At 60.5% G+C, this 22,471-nt stretch carries 18 protein-coding genes; 6 read left to right on the top strand and 12 right to left on the bottom strand.

The genetic code is table 11. The annotated features are described in order from the left end of the window. Nucleotides 1-4: 4 nt before the first annotated feature. The 10 genes from NTD85_RS09430 to yaaA form a co-directional block, all read right to left on the bottom strand. Nucleotides 5-1,570: an MBOAT family O-acyltransferase gene (locus NTD85_RS09430; RefSeq protein ID WP_262142004.1), complete on the bottom strand. Its 1,566-nt coding sequence runs from the start codon at nt 1,568-1,570 to the stop codon at nt 5-7. 336 nt (nt 1,571-1,906) lie between these two features. Continuing rightward, entirely contained in the window at nt 1,907-3,031 is a 1,125-nt protein-coding gene (locus tag NTD85_RS09425; RefSeq protein WP_103484932.1) for a mannuronate-specific alginate lyase, read from the bottom strand. Between the two features lie 8 nt (nt 3,032-3,039). Continuing rightward, nucleotides 3,040-4,491, bottom strand: coding sequence for an alginate O-acetyltransferase (locus NTD85_RS09420; RefSeq protein ID WP_003221844.1), 1,452 nt, complete (start codon nt 4,489-4,491; stop codon nt 3,040-3,042). A gap of 10 nt (nt 4,492-4,501) precedes the next feature. Further along, a complete protein-coding gene (gene algG, locus NTD85_RS09415) occupies nt 4,502-6,073 on the bottom strand; it encodes a mannuronan 5-epimerase AlgG (protein ID WP_103484933.1) in 1,572 nt (523 codons plus the stop codon). A 26-nt stretch (nt 6,074-6,099) separates the two neighbouring features. Then, nucleotides 6,100-7,581, bottom strand: coding sequence for an alginate export family protein (locus tag NTD85_RS09410; RefSeq protein WP_003221858.1), 1,482 nt, complete (start codon nt 7,579-7,581; stop codon nt 6,100-6,102). After that, on the bottom strand, nt 7,578-9,089 hold the full coding sequence (gene algK / locus NTD85_RS09405) for an alginate biosynthesis TPR repeat lipoprotein AlgK (protein WP_410017533.1): 1,512 nt from the start codon (nt 9,087-9,089) through the stop codon (nt 7,578-7,580). The genes NTD85_RS09410 and algK overlap by 4 nt, the downstream gene beginning before the upstream one ends. Before the next feature lie 9 nt (nt 9,090-9,098). Beyond that, complete coding sequence (locus NTD85_RS09400; RefSeq protein WP_262142002.1) at nt 9,099-10,268, bottom strand: alginate biosynthesis protein Alg44; 1,170 nt, start codon at nt 10,266-10,268, stop codon at nt 9,099-9,101. A 36-nt stretch (nt 10,269-10,304) separates the two neighbouring features. After that, nucleotides 10,305-11,786 carry a mannuronan synthase gene (alg8, locus tag NTD85_RS09395; protein WP_207198942.1) on the bottom strand — a complete coding sequence of 494 codons (1,482 nt, stop codon included), beginning with the start codon at nt 11,784-11,786 and terminating at the stop codon, nt 10,305-10,307. A 106-nt stretch (nt 11,787-11,892) separates the two neighbouring features. Then, nucleotides 11,893-13,209: a nucleotide sugar dehydrogenase gene (locus NTD85_RS09390; protein WP_003221866.1), complete on the bottom strand. Its 1,317-nt coding sequence runs from the start codon at nt 13,207-13,209 to the stop codon at nt 11,893-11,895. Between the two features lie 811 nt (nt 13,210-14,020). Continuing rightward, nucleotides 14,021-14,800: a peroxide stress protein YaaA gene (yaaA, locus tag NTD85_RS09385; RefSeq protein WP_003221868.1), complete on the bottom strand. Its 780-nt coding sequence runs from the start codon at nt 14,798-14,800 to the stop codon at nt 14,021-14,023. Nucleotides 14,801-15,113: 313 nt separating this feature from the next. Here yaaA and NTD85_RS09380 point away from each other — a divergent pair, with 313 nt between their 5' ends. The 6 genes from NTD85_RS09380 to NTD85_RS09355 all read left to right on the top strand — a co-directional run bounded on the left by NTD85_RS09380 (nt 15,114) and on the right by NTD85_RS09355 (nt 20,378). Further along, nucleotides 15,114-16,190 carry a polysaccharide deacetylase family protein gene (locus tag NTD85_RS09380; RefSeq protein WP_410017534.1) on the top strand — a complete coding sequence of 359 codons (1,077 nt, stop codon included), beginning with the start codon at nt 15,114-15,116 and terminating at the stop codon, nt 16,188-16,190. A gap of 337 nt (nt 16,191-16,527) precedes the next feature. Then, entirely contained in the window at nt 16,528-17,922 is a 1,395-nt protein-coding gene (locus NTD85_RS09375; RefSeq protein WP_003221872.1) for a PhoH family protein, read from the top strand. Nucleotides 17,923-18,160: 238 nt separating this feature from the next. Beyond that, nucleotides 18,161-18,634, top strand: a complete 474-nt coding sequence (moaC, locus tag NTD85_RS09370; protein ID WP_095138249.1) for a cyclic pyranopterin monophosphate synthase MoaC — start codon at nt 18,161-18,163, stop codon at nt 18,632-18,634. After that, nucleotides 18,631-18,873 (top strand): molybdopterin converting factor subunit 1, encoded by a 243-nt coding sequence (gene moaD / locus NTD85_RS09365; protein WP_003221876.1) that lies wholly within the window; start codon nt 18,631-18,633, stop codon nt 18,871-18,873. The genes moaC and moaD overlap by 4 nt, the downstream gene beginning before the upstream one ends. Nucleotides 18,874-18,876: 3 nt before the next feature. Beyond that, a complete protein-coding gene (moaE, locus tag NTD85_RS09360; RefSeq protein WP_262142001.1) occupies nt 18,877-19,329 on the top strand; it encodes a molybdopterin synthase catalytic subunit MoaE in 453 nt (150 codons plus the stop codon). Between the two features lie 272 nt (nt 19,330-19,601). Further along, entirely contained in the window at nt 19,602-20,378 is a 777-nt protein-coding gene (locus NTD85_RS09355) for an ABC transporter substrate-binding protein (protein WP_103521385.1), read from the top strand. A 109-nt stretch (nt 20,379-20,487) separates the two neighbouring features. Here NTD85_RS09355 and NTD85_RS09350 read toward each other — a convergent pair whose 3' ends face one another. Then, entirely contained in the window at nt 20,488-21,114 is a 627-nt protein-coding gene (locus tag NTD85_RS09350; protein ID WP_003221883.1) for a transcriptional regulator, read from the bottom strand. Nucleotides 21,115-21,206: 92 nt separating this feature from the next. Continuing rightward, on the bottom strand, nt 21,207-22,334 hold the full coding sequence (locus NTD85_RS09345) for an NAD(P)/FAD-dependent oxidoreductase (RefSeq protein ID WP_003221885.1): 1,128 nt from the start codon (nt 22,332-22,334) through the stop codon (nt 21,207-21,209). Between the last annotated feature and the right edge of the window lie 137 nt (nt 22,335-22,471).

The raw sequence follows: 22,471 nt of genomic DNA, 5'->3' as shown, positions 1-22,471 counted from the left end.
TCCCTCAGAACTGGAAGTAAAGGAACGGCGAGAAGCTTTGCGCCGAGAGTTTGAGAATCGAGGCGATGAACAGCAGCAGAATCAGCCCGCGCATCACGTAGCGCGACCAGTCCGCGGTCCAGTAGGCCGGTTGCACCTGGGCTTCGACGCCGACGGTGTAGCCAGGCTCGTGGATGCTCGCCGGGTTTTCGCCAGGCGCGGCTTTGATCACGCCCGGGGTCGCGGTGGCAGGGCCGTTGGCCTCGACGTTGACTTCAGGTTTGCTCTTCACCGGAGGCTGGTTGGTGTACAGATCACGCAGGCCAAAGAACGCCAGCGTTGCGTACGCCACCACCAGGGTTGCCACTTGCAGACCGGTGAGGCTGGCGCGGTTGAGTTCCGACAGCGACCAGTCGCTGAAGCTGAACATCGCGCCGTACATGCGCCCGGCGACGTGCAGGTTTTCGGCACGGAAGATCACCCAGCCCATCACCACCAGCAGGAAGGTCAGCGCCCAGCGGATCGGGTTGAGGCTGCGCGGCGCGGTGTTGATGCCGAGCATTTTTTCGATCGCCAGCCACATGCCGTGCCAGGCGCCCCAGACGATGTAAGTGATGTTCGCGCCGTGCCACAGACCACCGAGGAGCATGGTCAGGAACAGGTTGCGATAGGTCATCAGCGTGCCTTTACGGTTACCGCCGAGGGTGATGTACAGGTAGTCACGCAGCCAGGTCGACAGGCTGATGTGCCAGCGGCGCCAGAACTCGGTGATCGACTGGCTGATGTAAGGCTGCTTGAAGTTTTCCATGAAGCGGAAACCCATCATCAGGCCCAGACCGATGGCCATGTCGCTGTAACCGGAGAAGTCGAAATACAGCTGCGCGGTGTACGCCAGCGCGCCAAGCCAGGCATCACCGGTGGTCGGGTTTTGCAGGGCGAAGCAGTGGTCGGCGACCACCGCGAGGGTGTCGGCAATGAACACCTTCTTGATGAAACCCTGCATGAACCGCGTGCAGCCCTCGGAGAACTTGTCGAGGGTGTGGGTGCGGTTGTTGAACTGGTCGGCGAGGTCGCGGAAACGCAGGACCGGGCCGGCAATCAGGTGCGGGAAGATCGCCACGAACGCTGCGAAGTCGATCAGGTTGCGCGTAGCCGGGGTGTCGCCGCGATACACGTCGATGATGTAGCTGATCGACTCGAAGATGTAGAACGAGATACCGATCGGCAGCAGCACGTGGGTCAGGATGAACGGCTCCAGACCGAACGAGCTCATGATCGCGTTGATACTGTCCACGCCGAAGTTGGCGTATTTGAAGTAGCCGAGGATGCACAGGTCGACTGCCACGCCGAGCAGCAGCCAGCGTTGTGCCGGTTTGGTGCGCACGCCGGCAGCACCGACTTTCAGGCCGATCCAGTAGTTCCACAGGGTGACGCCGGCGAACAGCGCCAGGAAGTCCACCCGCCACCACGCGTAGAACACGTAGCTGGCGATCAGCAGCAACAGGTTGCGATAGCGTTGCCCGCTCAAGTAGTACAAGCCGAGAAAGATCGGCAAGAACAGAAACAGGAACACGTTGGATGAAAATACCATCCCGATCTCTCCATGTTTGAACCAACAGTCAAGGGCCAAAGCCCCCCCAAACCCCCCGTGCTATTGGAGGGGTGATGCGTGTTTCTTTCAGGGTTACGGAGGGACTTGAAATCTTACCCTCACCCCCCGCCCTCTCCCGGAGGGAGAGGGAGCCTGATCTCTGGCGCTGCCAATATCGAGATCGGCTCGGTATTTCTGTGCAGCCTGATCTCGATTGTTTTTCAACACCTGAGATCGACTCGATGTATCAGGTCGGCGGATTTCTCAAAAACACCTCGGTCAGTCCCCTCTCCCTCCGGGAGAGGGTTAGGGTGAGGGGCTTTTGCTGTTCGCCTTTCATGAACCCTTGTTGCCCTTCTCATGCGACGGGTCGTAGACCTTGGTCAGGTCGCCGCCGAGGCGGAAGGTCTTGAACGGTTGCATGCCGTGCTTCTTCTCGATCACATCCGGCGGGCAGGTGTAGAGGGTGCAGAACGGTTCGAGCCAGGCGAATTTCATGTCCTCTTTCAAGTCGGTCATGTCCTGCTCTTTGCCGTTCTTCTTCTCGAATTGGTCAGGGTCTTTCACCCCGGCCAGCACCCGGTCACCCAGACGCTTCAGCGCGCTGTTGTTTTCCTGACGCAGATCGACACCATTGACCTGAGCGAAACTGGCGATCATCGCCAGTGGCGGCAGGGCGTAGTTGTGATAGGCGAGGGCGCGTTGCTGGCGCTTGAGTTCGTTGGGCAGGAAGCCGTCGGCGTCGACTTGATTGACCCCGACCTTGTATTCCTTCACCGCCCAGTCAAACAGGTCGCGACGGTTGGTGGCGATCGAGGTCGCCATCACCGACCAGGCGGCCCAGTACGAGTGGTTGTTGGTTTTTTCCAGCGGCAGGTTGTCCCAATCGCTGACCACCTGATCGGCCATCTTGCTGAACCACGCCTCGATCAACTGCGCTTCTTGCTGATGTTCGGCCAGTGGATGCGAGTCGGAGAACTTCAGGCGAATGTACGAAGAGGCCATGCTGCCCAGCGCCCATTTGCGCATCGACTTGCCGGTGTGGTTGAAGTCTTTCGACATCAGCGCATCGGCCTTGGCCCACGCAGTCAACCAGTTGAGGGTGCAGTCGAGCTGTTCCGGACGACCGTCGCGCATGAACTGCATCACCCGTTTGGCGGTGCCGCGCTCCAGCGTGGTGATGTCCTTGGTGGTGTCGCGGAAGGCTTTTTCCGACTGCACGTTCAGCGTTGCGCGGGCCTTGTCCGAGCCTTCGTATTTGCTGCGAAATTGCAGCGGCCCGGTGTACGGCGCGGGCATCGCGTCGCAGCCTTCGCTCTTGTCGCCGCTCTTGAATTTATCCACAGGGGCGAAGTAGCCCTGCGGCGGACGCAGTGGCGCGGCGGCCTGAGTGGCCCCGGCGAACATCGCCAGGGTCAGGAGGGATGGTGCAAGCAAGTGTTTGATCGTTCGATTTCGCATAGCAGACCTCATTGCCCGACCTGAGCGGTTTGTGGCCCAGCGCCCGGGAATACGTTGCGTTTGCAGATTTTCGCTTCGACTTTTTGCGGCGCGGTACCCGCTTCCGGGCCCTGGACTTCGACTGCCAGCAGATTTTGCGAGGCCCAGTCTTCGTCCGTGCGCAGCTCAAAGGCGAAACGACCGTCGGTGTCGGAGGTTTCCGGTTTCTCGATCTTGATGTCCTCGTGGCGACCGTTCATGTACCAGAGGGTGGCTTGCAGGGTTTTCACCGAGGTGTCGGCGAAGCGGATGTCGACCTGATGACTGCTGTTCTGCAGGTTCAGGTTTTTGCTGTTGACCAGCAGTTCCTGTTTGCCGCCGGGCTTGAGCGTGGTGCTGGCGGACATTTGCGTGTCTTTGCCTTCGCAGCCGTTATCGAGCAGCGACATCATCTGGCGGTAGATGGTCTCCTGGTCGAGGCGGTACAGCGGCGAGAATTCCCAGATCAGAATCTTCGGTGGCGTCTTCTGGAATTCGTCGCTACCGAGGTACTGCAGCATCGAACCTTCGAGACCGCCGCCGGGGAAGGCGACGTTGAGAATGTCGGCGCCAATGGCCTCTTCGAGGAAGCCGGCGAAGTTGTAGTTCTTGCCGCTGTGCGAGGTGCCCACGAGGGTGATTTGCGGGTTGCCGGAATCACCGAACAGGTCGCCGTCACCGGCCTCGCCTTTCGGCTCGGTGGTGAACTGGTCCATGTACTGGATCGCGTAACTGGTGCCGCACAGTTGCCCGGCCATGTTGTGCAGGGTGCCGGTCTTGCCCATGCGCCCGGTGCGCTTGGTCTCGAATTCACGCTTGGGAATGTCGGCGAAGGCCGGGATCTGCTTGACCTTCTCGGCGACGATTTTCGCCGTGCGCTGAGCGCCGTATGGCGTCCAGTGCTGGTCGCCGCGGAAGTAGAAATCGTGGGCGGGCAGGGTGTCCGGCAGCGATTCGTTGGTCAGCGGCGACAGGTCAGGCACCACGTAACCCATCTGCGCGAAACGCCCGAGCATGGTCTTGTAGTTGCCCAGCGCTTTCTCGTAATCGAACGCGGCTTTTTCCTGCGGGTTGAGCTTGTTGCGGTTCACCAGGCCACGGGTGGGCTGATAGACGATCACCAGTTCGACGCCTTTGGCCTTGAACGCATCGTGCAGCTGTTGCAGGCGTTTGTAGCCGGCCGGGGTGGTGTTGAACTCGGTGCGCAAATCTTCCTGCGTACGGAACAACCAGTCGCCCTGCGCCTGCACCAGCGTGGTGAAGTTCTGCTGATAACGCGTGGTGTAGTTCTTCGCGTCATGCGCGGCCGGGCACAGGTTGCAGCACGGTTCGGCGGTGAACTTCGGTGCTGCGGTCTCGTCTGCACGAGCCGCATTGCTGGCCGCCAGAATGCCCACGGTCAGGGCCGACAGGCTGAGTAATTTGATCAAGTGTGGGTGCATAAAATTATCCTCAGTCCCGCATTTCGGTCTGGCGTTCGACAGGGTCGATCAGCACGGCTTTCTGCTGGCGCACCAGCAGGTCGAGAATTTCATCCTGGCGCTCGCCGAGGATGCCGTTGAAGCTGATGCCGCTGGATTTGGTCGGCGCCAGCATCGATACGCGATACAGCTCGACGCTCAATGGCGAGTCGATGGCCATCGGGCCGCTGCCGTTGGCCGCCAGTTCACCGCCGACCACGATCAGCGAGACTTGCGCGTCGAACGGGTCGAGCTTGATGTCACGGTCGGTGTCGGTCAGGTCCTTGATGTGGCCGTAGACGCCGGTCAGGCCGTTGGCCATGGCGACGTTTTCGTAGAGGCGGATGTTCACGCTGTTACGAATGCGGATGCCGTGACGCTTGTTGCTGATGACCTTGTTGCCCCACAGCAGGTTGTCGGCGGACTCGTAGAGGGTGATGCCGTCCGTGTGGTTCTTGTAGATCTCGTTGTAGGCGATGATGTTGTTGACGCTGTTACGGTCGATCACCAGGCCCGAGAGGTGGTTGTCGTAGCTCTTGTTGTTGAAGATGAAGCTGTCGTTCACTTCACGGGAAATGATGATGCCGTGCTTCTTCTTCGTGCCGTGGACGGTGTTCTCGGCAATGATCAGGCCGTGGGAGCGGTCGTGCGGGTCGATGCCGTAGACGATGTTGTCCTTGTAGGTGTTGCCCTTGACCACGAAGTCGCGGGTCTCGTAGCAGTAGAAGCCGTACCACATGTCGGAGAACTCGGAGCCGACGATCCAGCCGGTCGGCTCGGGACGCTTGAGCACCTTGGCCATGTTCGGCGTGTACTGGGAAATACTCACCCCGTACGACTTACTGTTGGCGTAGCCGAAACTGGCCATCTTGCTGTTGACGATGTAGGTCTCGGTGCCGCCCCAGGCCAGCAGGAACGGACGGAATTCCTTCGGCGAACGGAAGGTCGCCGGGCCGTTGTCCTTCTCGCGCCAGCCGGTGACTTTGGTGTCGCGCACGAACAGCTGACCGTCGTTGACCAGGAACGAACCGGCCTCTTGCGACAGGCGCAGTTCCTGGGTCTGGCCATCGATTTCAAGGATGCCTTTGCGGCCGACCACGATCGGCAGCTTCGCCAGGTACACGCCCGGCGCGGTCTCGCTGAAGTACTGCTTGGGCAGCTTCTGCGCCAGATCCTTGAGGTTCAGGTAGCCGTCGTCAACGAAGATCGCCTGCGGGATGCCGTGCTGACGCACCACCCACTCGGCCATCTTGTTGTCGCCGCCGATGAAGTCCTTCAGCGCGTCTTCCTGCATCATCCGGCGCACGCTGATCTTGCCCGGTTTGCTGCGATTGATCTTCGCGGCAGCCGCCTCGGCGGTGAAGCCGGACAGGTCGGGCAGTGTCGGCTTGGCCAGTTCCAGCGCCTCGGTCGGCGCGCTGCTGACGGTGTAGGTCTTGGCTTGTTGCAGCTCTTTGGTGGTGGTCACAGGCTTCGCCGGTTCCACCGTGGCGAAGGCGCCAGCGGAGGCCAGCAGCATGGCGCCGGCCAACAGGCTGAGCGAGCCTTTCCTTGCATGGTGCATGTCGGGCACTCCCTTGGCGGTTTGCATCAGAAGCGCCAGATCACGTCGATGAACGCGCGGTGCATGTACGAATCGACCTGGCTGCCATAGGCATCACCGGGCTTGAACACGCCGCCACGGAAACGCACCAGCGCCGAAGGTTCGTCGATCGACTGGCTCAACGCCGCCGGCAACAGGCCCTGCTTGAAGTACTTGGTCACCACCAGGTCCATTTCCTGACCCAGGTCCTTGTTGCCATCCTGCAGCGGCAGCGAGGTGCTGGAGAGGATCGCGCCGGTGACGTCGTCGGTGTTGTTTTCCACGGCGTTGATGCCGTTGCTGCCCACCGGCTTGTTACCGTCCACGCGCCAGAACTTGTGGTAGATCAGGCTGGCGTCGTACTGGTCGTTGAGCATCCACGAACCGAACAGGGTCGCGGTCTGCATGTTGTTCATTTCGCCACGGAACGCTTCGCCGAAACGGTGCACGCGCGAGCGGGTACCGGTGTAGTTGGAGCGGTTGCTTTCCAGACCGTTCTGTTGGTAATCGGCGCTGGCGCGGGCGTAGGCCGCACCGACCTGCCACTGCGGGTCGAGGCGCAGACGCACGCCAAGGTCGGTGGCCCAGCCGTTGATGTCATCACTGCGCTTGGCTTGCGCCGGACGGCTGCCATCGGCGTTCAGCGGGTTGACCGAATCGAGGTCGCCGCTCATGCCAGTGATGCTGCCCCAGTAGTTGACGGTATTGGTGTTGCGCCAGTTGTAGGCGTCGCTGTCGGCGGTCAGGCCGAGCCAGCTGATGTCGCCGTTCTGGGTTTTGTCGAGGGTGTCGCGGGGTACGCCCGGTTCGGCGTAATCGAGCTTGCCGTCATCGTGGGTGTGGTGCCCGCGAATGCCGACCCAGTTGCCCGGTGTCCACTGGTAGGCGGCATCGGCGTAGGCGTGCAGGCGATCCTTGTCTTTTGGCGCCAGCTCTTTGAGGTCGGTGCGGTATTCGCTGAAGCGTTCGGCGACACCGACGTTGGCGCGCAACAGGGTAGTGTCAAAGGTCCAGTTCAGCGCTTCGATGTTGGTGTCGCGCCATTGCCCGTCGTCATTGCGCAGGCGCTGGCGACCGAGCTTGAGCATTTCGCCAGGGTACGGCGTCAGGCCGCTGTAGCCGACCCAGAATTCGCGCATCGCCAAGTAGTTTTTCTTGGTTTTGCGGTCGCTGTTGTCGGTGGTTTCGGCACCGTCGGCTTGCTGCAGGGTGTCGGTTTCGATGATGTCGGTCGAGGTCACGGCCTGACCCATGGCGTAGGCGCTCCACGCGCCGCTTTCGCCGTAGATCCACGGACGCAGGTCCAGGCCCACACCGTTGACGTCGCCACCGGGTGCGGTGCCGAGGTCGCGGTCGTCTTCGGACTGGCCGGTGATTTTCACTTCCAGGCCGAAGTTCTTGGTTTCAGTGATTGCGGCCAGTGTCGGGCAAGACCAGATCAGCGCGAACGTGAGGCCAATGCCGGCCTTCACAAAGGGATTCAACTTCATAGGGCTTCCTCGCCGTCTTCTTCTTGCAGGGCGTGCAGTTGCAGCGTGTTCTGGTTCAGGGCGCCACGGCTGGCCTGTTCCTGTTGCAGCAGGCGCTGGGCTTCGGCCAGACGCTCGGGCGGCAATTGCGCTGCGAGGGTGGTCGCCAGTTCATCGGCTTGCGGAGTGTTCTGCGCCTTGGCCAATTGGCTGAAGACATAGGCGTTGAGCGGGTCGGGTTTTGTGCCCTTGCCTTGGGAAAACAGTTGGGCAATGGCGAAATCGGCGCTGTTCTGGCCATTGCGCGCAGCGGTCAGCAGGTGGTCGAGGGCCTTCTGCGGGTAGACCTTGCCCAGGTAACCACGGCGATAGATCTGGCCGAGGTAGTAGTCGGCGGCGACTTCGCGGCCGACGGCTTTCTGGAAGTGTTCTTCGGCGACTTTCGCGTCGGCCGGCACCAGCTTGCCTTCGTAGTAGAGCTTGCCCAGCAACAGTTCGGCGCGCGGCTGATCGGCGGCGCGGCCGTTGTCGAGGTACTGCATCATCTGATCGACATCGCCCAGTTCCGGGAAGTCGTACAGCAATTGCGCGAGGGTCACCCACGATGCCGGGTAGCCCGGGGCGATCGGTTCGAGCAGCGACTGCGCGGTCTTCTCGTCGGTCTTGCCCAGGGTCGAATCGGCCAGCACACGGGCCACCGAATCGACGCGCTGCGCGCTGACGCTGCCACGGCTGTAACCGGCCTGCATCTGCTTGATCAGCTCGGCCTGTTGCTCCGGCTGGGCCCGTTTCTGATAGACCGTGGCCAGTTCGACGTAGCAGATGTCGGTGGTGTTGAGCGCGGCTTTGCAGATCTTTTCCACGTCATCCAGATGCTGGTCGTAAGTGCCCTGGGTGCGATACAGCAGCACCTGCGCCAGACCCGCTTCCGGGTAGCCGGATTTGCGCCACTGATCGATCTGTTGCTGCGCGTTGATGTTGGGGAAACTGTGCGGGTATTGCAGGTAGAGCATCGCCAGCGGGATCAACGTATTGCCTTCGCCATTGGCGCCTGCTTTTTTCAGCAGACTTTCGGCTTCGTGGTGCTCGGCTTCGGTCGAACCCGGTTTGGCTACCAGCAGGCGACCGAGGCGGGCCTGGGCCCGTGGCGACACGTCGGCGGCGGCACGATAGGTCGCCTCGGCCTGCTTGATCTGCTCGGGGTCGCGGCTGTCGACCTGGATATCGGCGAGGCCGACTTGCGCTTCGCTGTAACCCAGGTCTGCCAGTGCGCGGTAGTTCTGCGCGGCAGTGGCGGTGTCGCCACGCTTGAGCGCTTCGTTGGCCAGACGCTGGTCGGGCAGGCCGGCGCAACCGGCCAGACTCACCGCCAGTGCCAAGGCGCACACTGAACCCATGTGGGAGCGAGCTTGCTCGCGAAAGCGGTGTGTCAGTCGGCACTGAGGCTGAATGTCAGAATGCATTCGCGAGCAAGCTCGCTCCCACAGGGTTTGTGGTGTGCTCGAGATGGGTGGAGTAGTCACAGGCATGTCCTCGACTTAAAGACCGGCAGCCATGGCTTTGTCGATCAGCCAGTTCAGGTTCGGGCCACGGTCGCTGTTCACTTCCACCGGGCGGCCGGCGAAGCTGCTGTCCAGCGGTTCGTCCGGCTGGATCTGCACGCGGATGTCGGAGGACAGGTCGGCGCTTTTCAGGCTGGTGCTGCTGACGATCTTGCCGGTGCGGATCTGGTCTTCGCCGGCGATCTGGAAGCTCACAGGCGTACCTGGGCGCACGTCGCCGAACTGGCGATAGGAGAAGCGTGCATCGACGGTGGCCTGGGTGTTGCGCGGCACCAGGGTGAAGATCACATCGCCCTTGCTCGCGTACTGACCGTCCGCCACCAGTTGCTGGGCCACCGTGCAATCGCACGGCGAAGTCAGGGTGCCGGTCATTTGCTTGCCGAACAGTTCTTCAACTTTGGCCGGTTGCAACTGGTCTTCGTCCAGATGGCCCTTGAGCACGTCGAGCATGCTGGTGCTGAAGGTCGCCAGCGGGGCGCCTTTGGCGGCGACGCCGTCGGACTTGACCAGGCTCTGCACGGTGCCGTCACGCGGCATGGTGATGTTCATTCCCGGCACGCTGACCAGACCTGCTTGCGCGTGGCTGACAAAGTACATGCCGTACACCGACTTGAAGACGAAACCGAACGCCACCAGGCCGATGGCGAAGATGCCGGCGCTGAAGGTCACGGCTTTCAGACGCCCGAACGGGGTCATGCCGCTGCCGCCGTCCTTGACCTTGCGCGCCTTGGTGAAGTTGTCGCGCTGCAGGGTCGCCAGCACTTCACCCATGCTGACGATGTCGCCGGCCAGGTGCGAAGTGATCAGGTGGCGCAGGGTGGAGATGTCCTGCGGCTCAAGGTTCTGGAACTGGCAACCGGCGCGGCCGGTCTGGCGGTCGTAGGAGCGGATCTGCAGCTCGACGTCCATGGCCAGGCCGAGGTTGTCGATGACGAATTGCAGGCGTGCCTTGTGCACCTCACCCACGGTCAGCGGCATCTGCCCGGCGTTGAACGCCAGACCACCGGCGGACAGGTCGAGGACCCGCGCTTCGAGCGGCGTCCGGTCGTGGCCGAAAAAGCGCAGTTTGGCCGGGATTTTCACTCGGGCGTGCTGACGCTGGGCTTCGGATTCATGCACTACGTTGGCGTTGACGGCGGTATTCATAGGGGCGATTTCCTTGTTAATTCAATAAGGGGGCGGTCAGACCATCATCAGCAGCACGGCGACGAAAATGCTGCCGGCGGAGAAGGTCATGGTCCGAGACGACCAGGTGTTGAACCAACGTTGAAAGCTGGCGAGATCACGGGTCAGGGAAGTGGGTTGGCGCGTCCAGGATTGCTGGTCGAGACGGAAGAACACGTAGATCTTCACCAGCGCACCGACGATCTGGTTGTAATAGAGAATCGCCGGGTAAGCCGGGCCGATCCGGTGACCGGAGCACGACAGCAGCAAGGTCAGAATCAGGCGGGTGATGCCGATCCACAGCAGGTAGGCGAGGATGAACGCGCCGCCGTACTTGAAGCTGGCGATGATCGCCACGGTCAGGCCGAGCAAGGACGTCCACATCGATACGCGCTGGTCGAACAGCACCACCGAGGTGAAAGCGCCGAGGCGTTTCACACCCAGGCCCAGTGCTCGCGAGTTCTGGCGCAGGTTGTTGCCGTACCAGCGGAACATCAGTTTGCGGCTGGCCTTGATGAAGCTCTTTTCCGGCGGGTGCTCAACGGTGTTGATCGCGGCGTCCGGCACGTAAAAGGTGTCGTAACCCAGGCGCATCAGGCTGAACCAGCTCGACTTGTCGTCGCCGGTGAGAAACTTGAAACGGCCCAGACGCCAGTGTTGCAGCGAGTCGCTTTCGACGTCGGCGATGAACTCCGGATCGGTGACCACGGTGGCGCGGAACACCGACATGCGCCCGGTCATGGTCAATACGCGCTTGGACAGGGCCATCGAGCACATGTTGATGTGACGCTGGGCGAAACGCAGCTTGTGCCATTCGCTCATGATGTAGCCGCCACGTACTTCGCAGAATTCGTTGGTGGTCAGGCCACCGACGTTGCCGAACAGCTGGAACCACGGCACGGTCTTGCGCACGGTGCCTTCGCCGAGCACGGTGTCGCCGTCGATCACCGCCACGACGGCGCGGTCGTCTGGCAGGTGACGGGAGATCGCGCGGAAACCGTAGGCCAGGCCATCACGTTTGCCGGTGCCGGGGATACGCACGAAGTCGAGCTTCACGCGCTCTGGCGGATTCATCCGCGCCCACAGCGCTTTCACCAGCAGCTCATCGGACATTTCGACGATCGAGCAGACCACGGTGGTCGGCAGTTCGCAGTCGATGGCTTCGCGGATCACCGAGCTGTAGACCTGCGCGGTGGTCAGCGCGTCGATACGGAAACTGGTGACCATCAGAAACACATGCGACGGGTCCGCCGCTTTACCCAGCTTGCGCACTTTGCGGCGCAGGTGCGGGTAAACGATGTAGAGAAAAATCATGCCGCGCACAAAGTGCGTTGCACCCATCGAGTAGCGCCAGATACCCACGGCGCCAATCAGGAAAATGAAGTCCTTCGACTCGGAGTCGAATGTGGACGTGGGCAGCATCAAGGCCAGGCCCAACAACAAACTGAGGTAAAACAGCCAACCGGCGGCCTGAAGTAGGCCGTGCTTTAGCCTGTGCATAATCTGCATCCGTCTCTATCTCGGGCGAGCCTGTCGGGTGGCCCGATGGGGTTAAGGCAGGCGAAGAACCGGCCGGGGATTCAAATCCCCCGGCCGGAAGGCTGACTTACCAGCAGATACCTTCGGTGCGCGTACCGGCGTTGGTGGCTTTGGCCATGAAGCCGACCAGGTCGATGACCTGTTTGCCTTGCGGTGCTTCCTGAGCCAGCGCGCGGAATTTCTCGTCGCGGTTGCCGAGGATGATCACGTCGGAGTTGTCGATCACCGAATCGAAGTCCGAATTGAGCAGGGACGACACGTGTGGGATCTTCGACTCGATGTAGTCCTTGTTCGCGCCGTGAACACGGGCGTACTCGACGTTGCTGTCGTAGATGCTCAGGTCGTAGCCCTTGCCGATCAGCATCTCGGCCAGTTCCACCAGCGGGCTTTCGCGCAGGTCGTCGGTACCGGCCTTGAAACTCAGGCCGAGCAAGGCGACTTTGCGTTTGTCGTGGCTTTCAACGATGTCGAAGGCGTTCTGCACTTGCGATTCGTTGCTGCGCATCAGCGAGTTGAGCAGCGGTGCTTCGACGTCCAGCGAACCGGCACGGTAGGTCAGGGCGCGCACGTCTTTGGGCAGGCACGAACCGCCGAAGGCGAAGCCCGGGCGCATGTAGTACTGGGACAGGTTGAGGGTCTTGTCCTGGCAGACCACGTCCATCACTTCACGACCATCGACGCCGACCGCTTTGGCGATGTTGCCGATCTCGTTGGCGAAGGTGACCTTGGTCGCGTGCCAGACGTTGCAGGTGTACTTGATCATCTCGGCGACAGCGATGTCCTTGCGGATGATCGGCGCGTCGAGTTCTTCGTACAGCGATTGCAGAACGTCGCCCGAGGCTTTGTCGAACTCGCCGATGACGGTCATCGGTGGCAGGTCGTAGTCCTTGATCGCGGTGGATTCACGCAGGAACTCCGGGTTGACCGCCACACCGAAGTCGACGCCGGCCTTTTTGCCCGAGCAGTCTTCGAGGATCGGGATCACCACATTGGCGACGGTGCCCGGCAGCACGGTGCTGCGCACCACGATGGTGTGGCGGGTGGTTTTTTCCCGCAGCACGAAACCGATCTCGCGGCATACCGCTTCGATGTAGTTCAGTTCCAGGTCGCCGTTCTTCTTGCTCGGCGTACCGACGCAGATCATCGACAGGTCGGTGTCACGAATCGCCTCGGCGAAGTTGGTCGTACCGCGCAGACGACCGGTCTCGATACCTTGCGCCAGCAGTTCGCCCAGACCCGGTTCAACAATCGGCGATTTGCCGGCGTTGATCATGTCGATCTTGTCTTTGGCAACATCGACGCCAACCACGTCGTGGCCCCGTGCAGACAGGCAACCGGCACACACTGCGCCAACGTAACCCAAACCAAATATGCTGATGCGCATCGCAATTACCTCTGTGTTTTATCAAGCCATTAGATGGCCGGAGTTAATGGTGTTCAGCGGTCATAGTGCACTCGAAAGTGCGGCATACAGGCGCCACAATGCCGTGTGCAGGCATACTAAGTTCCGAGTGTCTAAATAAGTGCACTCAAGATGTGCGCAACTAGGCCTTAGTTGTTATGACTTGCCCTGTTATGCAGCTGATCTTCTTTTCGGAAGATGCTTGTGCAGGTGTCTAGTCCACCTGATGTCGGGCGTAAGGCCCGTAGATCAAGCGGTTGGGTGCTCAGGCGAGCACGTTTACAGGGGCGCAGCCTTGGCCGTGTAGAGGATGTTTATGGTGCGTTTCACCTATCCATCGTTAGTTGATCAGATGAGTGAACCATCTAGGCAAGTTGCTGTGACAACTTGGTTACATGGTTCTCCGCTCTGCGTAAGTTATCTCGTACAAACTCGGTGAGAATCGTTACCGGTGGTATGAGCTATGCATTTGGACATAGTTCCTACCCACTCATCGCGAAATCTGAAATTTTTTGAAATATTGACAAAGATGGCACTGGTCTCAATTTGATAGCACTTTCGATTTGGGCCTTTGTTAATCGGTGCGTAATCGAGCTAGATAGTTTTGTGCCACTACCGTAAAAAAATTTACGTGCCACTACTGAAAAAAAGTGCGGCTGTCGAGTGAAACTAAAATTAGAATTGGGGAGGACGATTTTATGGCGCCAATAAAACGGCGAAATGTCGCGAGGGATTTTTGACGTCGTGCGAGCTGCACGACTCTTTATGGAAAGAGTCGTGCAATGGGCATGCTTTATTCCGGAGCGTGGTCGCGCAGAAACACCAGATTGTCCGGTTTCGACTGCTCGGCGCTGTAGCGATAACCCTGCACATCGAACTGTTTCAGGGCGGCCGGATCGTTGATCTGCTCCTGAATCACGAAACGGCTCATCAGGCCACGGGCCTTTTTCGCGTAGAAGCTGATGATCTTGTACTGGCCGTTCTTCAGATCCTTGAACTCGGTATTGATGATCCGCGCGTTCAGGGCACTGCGCTTGACTGCCGAGAAATACTCGTTGGATGCCAGGTTCAGCAGCACGTCGTCGCCTTGTTCGGCCAGCGCTTCGTTGAGCCATTCGCTGATGCGCGTGCCCCAGAACGCGTACAGATCCTTGCCACGGGCATTGGCCAGTTTGGTGCCCATTTCCAGACGATACGGTTGCATCAAATCCAGCGGACGCAACAGGCCATAGAGACCGGAGAGCATGCGCAGATGCTTTTGCGCATAGTCGAACTGGGCTTCGCTGAACGATTGCGCATCGAGGCCGGTGTACACGTCACCCTTGAACGCGAGCAGGGCCTGCTTGGCGTTTTCCGGGGTGAAGGCGGGCGTCCAGCTGCCGAAACGCGCGGCATTCAGGCCGCCGATCTTGTCGGACACGTGCATCAGTTCGCTGATCTGTGCCGGACTCAGTTCGCGCAGTTGCTGGATCAGCTCCTGGGAATGGTCGAGGTATTGCGGCTGGGTGAAGCGCTGGGTCGCCGGCGGTGTTTCGTAATCGAGGGTCTTGGCGGGGGAAATCACCATCAGCATGAAGTCGTCTCCTTTAATCGTGGGGGCGATTCTAGGGGGTTGGCCGAGTTGACTCCAGCTATCAAGCCCATAGGTGATCGACGGCTCGCCACATTTCCCTGTGGGAGGGGGCTTGCTCCCGAAGAGGCCGTGTCAGTCGCCATATTTGCTGAACGACACACCGCATTCGGGAGCAAGCCCCCTCCCACAGGGAATCGGAGTGGCTGAGGGGAATCGTGCGGGATCAGCTATAGTGCCGCGCGGGTTTGGTTATGGAGACACCCCTTTGCGCATTGTTCTTTTATTCACCGCGTGGCTGTTGAGCTTCGGGGCCATGGCGGCACCGGGTGATGTGGCGACGCTGGATCGCAGCACCTGGCCCGAACAACTGAGCAGCCCGACGCTGTTCGACGTCGCTTCGCGCGCGGAAATCCTCATGTTCGCCCGTGGCCTGCTCGGCACCGAAGCGCTGGACGAGGCCGCGCTGGCCCAGCGTCTGGGATTGCGTACGGTCAACGTCGACGCGATCAGCCGCCTGCGTCAGCGGCTCTGGGAACGTCTGTTGGCCAACTACAACTTCGCCCAGCAGAGCTGCGATCAGGACGCCTCGTTCTGCTTCCTCGTCGAAGACCTGCCGACCCTGCGCGAGCAGGCCGCCAAGTTTGTGGTCAGCGATGACAGCTATTACACCAAGTGGGCCGAGCCGAGCCGCTTGTTTCATCTGCAGTACCTGGACGAGCTGATGCGCAAGGCCGCGCTGTCGCCGCAGACCAGCAGCGAAGTCGATCACTTTGGCGACTACGAGCGCAACGGCGACGAGATGCACGATCGGCTGTTTCTGCTGAGTTTCGACAGCGCCGCCAATCTGCAGCCGGACAACACCGACTGGATCGCCGACTACCTGCGCAAATCCAACCTCAGCGGCACATTCTTCCTGTTGGGCAAGGATGTGCAGGCGCGGCTGGCCGATCGCTCGGTGAGCAACCTGCAATCGGAGTTCTCGAAGCAATGCGTCGGTGTTCAGGGCTGGGAGTTCCGCTCCCACAGCCACTGGCAGGACTGGCAGGACTCGGTGCGCCGCAGCAGCGATCTGGTAAAGAACAAGTTGCCGGAGAATTACGTACCGCTGTTCCGTCCACCGGAAGGTCAGCGCCGCAGTGATGCCGGCAGCTTCTTCCGCAATCAGGGCCTGCAAGTGGCGCTGTGGGACATCGATGCCCAGGACGGTGCAGGCAAGCTCAAGGGCGCGCCGAGTGCGCAGCGGGTGCTGACCCTGATGCTGCTGTGGCGCCACGGGGTGATCAATTTCAACATGAAGCAGGATGCGGTGAAGACCGCGTTGCCTTGGCTGATCACGCAAACTGCGCAAAGCGGCATCGGCTTTGAGGACTGTCAGGACGGGTTTCGCTGACAAACGGAGAAAGCCCGGAAACATTGGGCTTGGGGCGATTTTTCTAGAGAATTCGATGCAGGCGGACTTCCGACTTTAGCGGGGTCTGGACAGTCCGCCAAGGGCTTTTCGTCACTCTGCAAAATAAACTTAAAAAAACCGTCAAAGTGCTTTTTTATGTCATGGGTTTTGGAGTATTACGAAGACAGACCGCCGAAACCTGCAACACAGGTGGCGTCTTCCAAGACTCCTTTTGTGTGCAGTTCATCCAGGCCCTCGTGGATGAGTTCGGCAGTCACTTCGAGGCGCAGCACCGCCCAGGTATTGCGTCGAATGGCTCCCACAAAGGTGACCGAGTATGGATGATCACGGACGTAGCCCTTCTTCCAACCAGCCAATCCTTTATGTACTCGATACCAACGTATTGATTCACGATCCAAATGCCCTGCTGAATTTCGAAGAACACCACGTCGCGATCCCGATGACCGTGCTCGAAGAGCTGGACAAGCTCAAGAGCGGTCATCACAGCGTTGCTGCCGAATGCCGCCAGGCGATCCGGCTGATCGACAAGACCTTGGGCGATGCCTCCCCCGAGGACGTCGAGCTGGGTGTGCCGATTCAGCGCGGCAAGGGCGGGCCGAAGGGCTTGCTGTCAATTCTGATGAGTAAACAGGCCGAGTCGAACCTGATTCTGCCCGAGCATCTGAACGACAACAAAATCATCAACCAACTGATCGACCTGCACACCCGTGATCCGAAGAAGGCCGTGGTGCTGGTTACCAAAGACATCAACATGCGCCTCAAGGCGCGCGCCTGCGGGATCGCGGCCGAGGACTACAGCACCGACCAACTGGTCGATGACGTGTCCCTGCTGCCCAACGGCTACCACAACATGACCGGCTCCTTCTGGGACCGCGTGAGCAAGGTTGAAACCCGTCAGGATCACGGCCGCACCTGGCATCAGGTACAGCTGATCGACAACCTGCCGGCGGTGCACATCAACGAGTTCATCATTGACGAACAAGGCTTTGTCGGCTGGATCAAGGAAATCCAGGAAGACAGGCTGCTGATCCTCGACCTGCACCAGGAACCGCTGCTGCATCAGGAAGCCTGGGGCCTCAAGCCACGCGACATCTACCAGAGCCTGGCGTTGTACGCCTTGCTTGATCCGGACATTCACCTGGTCAACCTGTCGGGCGCCGCCGGTTCCGGTAAAACCATCCTGGCGCTGGCTGCGGCCATCGAGCAGACCATGGTCAGCAAGCGCTATCGCCGGATCATCGCAACCCGCAGCGTGCAGGGTCTGGACCAGGAAATCGGCTTCCTGCCGGGCACCGAAGCGGAAAAAATGGAGCCTTGGCTGGGCGCCATCACCGACAACCTCGAAGCCTTGCACATGGATGACGAAAACACCCATGGCAGCGTCGATTACATCCTCAGCAAAGTGCCGTTGCAGTTCAAATCGCTCAACTACATTCGCGGTCGCAGCTTCCAGCAGAGCCTGATCCTGATCGACGAATGCCAGAACCTCACGCCGCACCAGATGAAAACCATCATCACCCGGGCTGGCGCCGGTTCCAAAGTGGTGTGCCTGGGCAACCTGGCACAGATCGACACCCCTTACCTGTCCGCGACCAGCTCCGGGCTGACGTACTTGACCGAACGCTTCAAGGATTTCCCCAACGGTGTGCACATCACCCTGCAAGGGGTGCCACGCTCGATTCTGGCCGAATACGCCGAATCGCATCTGTAACCCTCCACCAGAAAACGGGCGGCCTCACAGCCGCCCGTTTTTTTATGGATGAACACATCACCCAATGTGGGAGCAGGCTTGCTCGCGAAAGCGGTGTGTCAGCCACCAAATGTGTGCCTGATACACCGCTTTCGCGAGCAAGCCCGCTCCCACAGGGGATAGTGGTGGATTCATAATCAGTGATGCGGAAATTTGACCCACAGGTTTACAATCCCGGCTCCTGATCAGGAGTAATCCCGTGCTGACTCATCTCGATTCCCAAGGTCGCGCCAACATGGTCGACGTCACCGAAAAAGCCGTGACGTTCCGTGAGGCGACCGCCCAGGCGCTGGTGCGCATGCTTCCTGAAACCCTGCAGATGATCGTCAGCGGCGGCCATCCCAAGGGCGACGTGTTTGCCGTGGCGCGCATTGCCGGCATTCAGGCAGCGAAGAAAACCAGCGATCTGATCCCGCTGTGCCATCCGCTGATGCTGACCGGGGTCAAGGTCGAACTCAGCGCTGAAGGTGACGACAGCGTGCGCATCGTCGCCCGCTGCAAACTGTCCGGGCAGACCGGCGTCGAGATGGAAGCGCTGACCGCTGCCAGCGTCGCCGCGCTGACCATCTACGACATGTGCAAAGCGGTGGACCGCGGCATGGTCATCGAAAGCGTGCGTCTGCTGGAGAAGGTCGGCGGCAAGAGCGGGCATTTCCAGGCGGAGCAGCCATGAACCTGACCGTGAAATTTTTCGCCCGTTACCGTGAAGCGCTGGGTGTGGACTCGGTCGCGGTCGAAGGCGATTTCGCCACTGTCGACGATGTGCGTGCGCTGCTCGCGCAACGCGAGGGCGCCGAGGTGTTGAGCGAACAGAACCTGATGTGCGCACGCAACGAAGATCTGTGTCAGCTCGACGAGCCGGTGAGCGACGGCGACGAAGTGGCGTTTTTCCCCACTGTGACCGGAGGCTGAGGCATGGCGATTCGGGTGCAGTCCACGGCGTTCGATCCCGGCGCTGAAGTCAACGCGATGCACGCGGCGGATGTCGGTGTCGGCGCGGTGGTGAGTTTTGTCGGCTACGTGCGCGACTTCAATGACGGGCTGGATGTGGCCGGGATGTTCCTTGAACATTATCCGGGCATGACCGAAAAAGCCCTTGGCAAGATCGCGGTCGAGGCCGAGCAGCGCTGGCCGCTGCTGAAGCTCGAAGTGCTGCACCGCATCGGCGCTCTGGAACCGGGTGAGCCGATCGTGTTTGTCGGCGCCGCCAGCGCCCATCGGCAGGCGGCGTTCGACGCCTGTGCCTTTGTCATGGACTACCTGAAAACCCGCGCGCCGTTCTGGAAGAAAGAAACCACCAGCGACGGCCCGCGCTGGGTGGAAGGGCGTGACAGTGATCATGCCGCAGCAGATCGCTGGAAGAAGTAGTTTTTACAGCGCCTTCAAGTCCGTCTTCGCGAGCAAGCCCGCTCCCACAGGAGAACGCATTTCCAATGTGGGAGCGGGCTTGCTCGCGAAGAGGCCATCAGCATCGCCCCAGACTGAATGACACCGCATCGGATAGCGAGGCGGATCAATCTCTGCTGCCTGATTGACGATGTGTACGTTAAAGTCCAGTATGGATTTACAAGTACAAAAAAACCGTTCCAGCTCTTTTCTTCTGTCTTGCCAAACCAACAACAACCCGCGAGAAAACGAACATGAAGAAACTCCCCCTGATCACCGGTCTGGCCCTGAGCCTGTTGGCGTGCACCAGCTCATTCGCTGCCGAGAAAACCCTGCGCATCGGCATCGAGGCCGCTTATCCACCGTTCGCCTCGAAGACCGACAAGGGCGAGATCGTCGGTTTCGACTACGACATCGGCAATGCCCTGTGCGCGCAGATGAAGGTCAAGTGTGTGTGGGTCGAGGGTGAGTTCGATGGTCTGATTCCTTCGCTGAAAGTGAAGAAAATCGACATGGCCTTGTCGTCGATGACCATCAACGAAGACCGCAAGAAGTCGGTGGATTTCACCCACAAGTACTACTTCACTTCCTCGCGACTGGTGATGAAGGACGGCGCCACGGTCGACGACCAGTACGCCAGCCTCAAGGGCAAGACCGTCGGTGTGCAGCGCGCCACCACCACCGACCGTTATGCCACCGAGGTGTTTGAGCCCAAGGGCATCAACGTCAAACGCTACGGCAATAACGAAGAAATCTACATGGACCTGGCGGCCGGGCGGCTCGACGCGATTTTCGCTGACACCATTCCGTTGAATGATTTCCTGTCGATGCCGCGCGGCAAGGGATACGCGTTTGTCGGGCCGGAGCTGAAGGATCCGAAGTACGTGGGCGAGGGCGCGGGGATCGCGGTGCGCAAGGGCAATACCGAGTTGGTCAGCGAGTTGAACACGGCCATCGACGGGATTCGTGCGAGTGGCGAGTATCAGACGATTTCCCAGAAGTACTTCAAGTCGGACATCTACGGCGACTGATCTACCGCTTTCGCGAGCAAGCTCGCTCCCACATTGGATTTATGGCATTCACAAATCTCTGTGGGAGCGAGCTTGCTCGCGAAGAGGCCGGAACTACCGATGAAAATCTCTAGCCCTTCAATTCCTTCAAATGCTTGTACACCGTCGCCCGCCCCATGTTCAGCACATTGGCCACATAGTTCGAGGCACTCTTGCCCTTGAACGCGCCTTCGGCGTGCAGGGCCAACACCAGTTCGCGCTTGTGATCGCGGGTCAGCAGATTCAGGCTCAACTGCCGCTCGCGCAGCCAGGCGTGGAGGAAGGTGTTGATGCGTTCCTGCCAGTCATCGCGAAACAGTGAGTCCGGCTGCGGGATCAGTTTGCTTGGCGACAGGAACAGGTCCAGCGCCGCCTTGGCATTTTCGAACAGCGAAATATTCAGGTTGATGCACAGCACCGCCAGCGGCCGCTCGTCGCGGTCGCGCAGCACGGTGCTCAGGCTGCGAATCTTCTGGCCGTCCCAATTGAGCTTTTCGTACGGGCCGATGTTGCGCTCGCTGACCTCCTCGCTGAGCATGTCTTCAAGCGACGAATCGTCACCGATCTCGCGCTTGGACAGGTTGTTGGCGATGTAGTCGACCTTCTGCGTGCGCAGGTCGTGCAGCACCACTTCGGCGTGGGGAAAGAACAACGTGGCGATGGCGTCGGCGATGGCACGGAAGTTATCCAGGGCCGGATCGAATTCGGGGGCGGTCATGATTGTGGAGCTCCAGGCGGCGTCAGCGCCCCCGTGTACGGGGGCGCTGCGAGTGTGCCGCAATCCGTTGGGCGCGTCATCCGCAGGGGCCTTCAGCGCAGCCGTGAGGGGGAGAGCATGGCGCTGCTCAGGCCGAACTGACGCAGGTGTTCAGGCAACGCCTGCCCACGCACCAATGCCGCACTGGCCTGGCCCATGGCCGGTGAAGTCTGGATGCCGTAACCGCCCTGAGCCGCGACCCAGAACAACCCCGGTACCTGTGGATCGAAACCGCTGAGCAGATCGCCGTCGGCGACGAAGCTGCGCAGTCCGGCCCAGGTGCGGGTCGGACGGCGGATGGTCAGGGTCGTGGCCTCTTCGATCTGGTAGATGCCCATGGCGATGTCCAGTTCTTCCGGCTGCACGTCGTGGGGTTCGACCGGATCGGCGTTGGCCGGCGAGCCGAGGAACATCCCGGCGTCGGGCTTCATGTAGAACGATTCGTCGAGGCTGACCAGCATCGGCCAGTGATGAATGTCCACGCCCTCGGGGCCGGCGAAAATGAACGCCGCGCGGCGTTTAGGTTGCAGGCCCAGCGCTTGCGCGCCAGCCAGTGCGCCGATCTTGTCGGCCCAGGCGCCGGCGGCGTTGATGATGACCGGAGCGCTGAAGGTCTGGCCGTTGGTTTGCACCTGCCAGAGGCCATCGGCGTCACGTGTCAGGCCCAGCACCTCGCAATCGGTGTGCACTTCGCCGTTGTTGCGGCGGATACCGCGCAGGTAACCCTGATGTACCGCGTCGGTGTCGATGTCGGTGGCGGTCGGATCGTAGATCGCGCCGTGGACTTTTTCCCGACGCAAAATCGGCAGACGGGCGCAGGCTTCATCGGCGCTGAGCAGTTGCATCTCCGGCACCGTGGCCTTGGCGCTGAGGTACTGGTTGTGCAGCTCGGCGGCATCACCGCTGAAATCCACGGTCATTTCACCGCGCGGCGTGAGCAATGGATGCTCGCAGAAGCCGCTCGGCGGATGGTCGAAAAACTCACGACTGGCCAGCGTCAATGCTCGCACCTGCGGCGTGCCGTAGGCCGCGGAGTACAACGCGGCAGAGCGCCCGGTGGAGTGGTAGGCCGGATGCGATTCACGTTCGAGCACGATCACTTTGGCGTGGGGCGACAGCCAGAACCCGGTGGAAGCGCCGGCAATCCCGCCGCCGATGATGATGAAATCTGCCTGGCTCATGTAAATCTCCAGTGGCTCGCAATATTGGGAAATAGGCTGATCCCCTGTGGGAGCGGGCTTGCTCGCGAAGGCGGTGTGTCATTCGGCCAATACGTTGCCTGACACGGCCTCTTCGCGGGCAAGCCCGCTCCCACAGG

Source organism: Pseudomonas sp. 13B_3.2_Bac1 (assembly GCF_025466205.1).
In the GTDB taxonomy this organism is placed as follows: Bacteria; Pseudomonadota; Gammaproteobacteria; order Pseudomonadales; family Pseudomonadaceae; genus Aquipseudomonas; species Aquipseudomonas fluorescens_H.
This window is presented reverse-complemented; position numbering and strand designations above follow the sequence as displayed.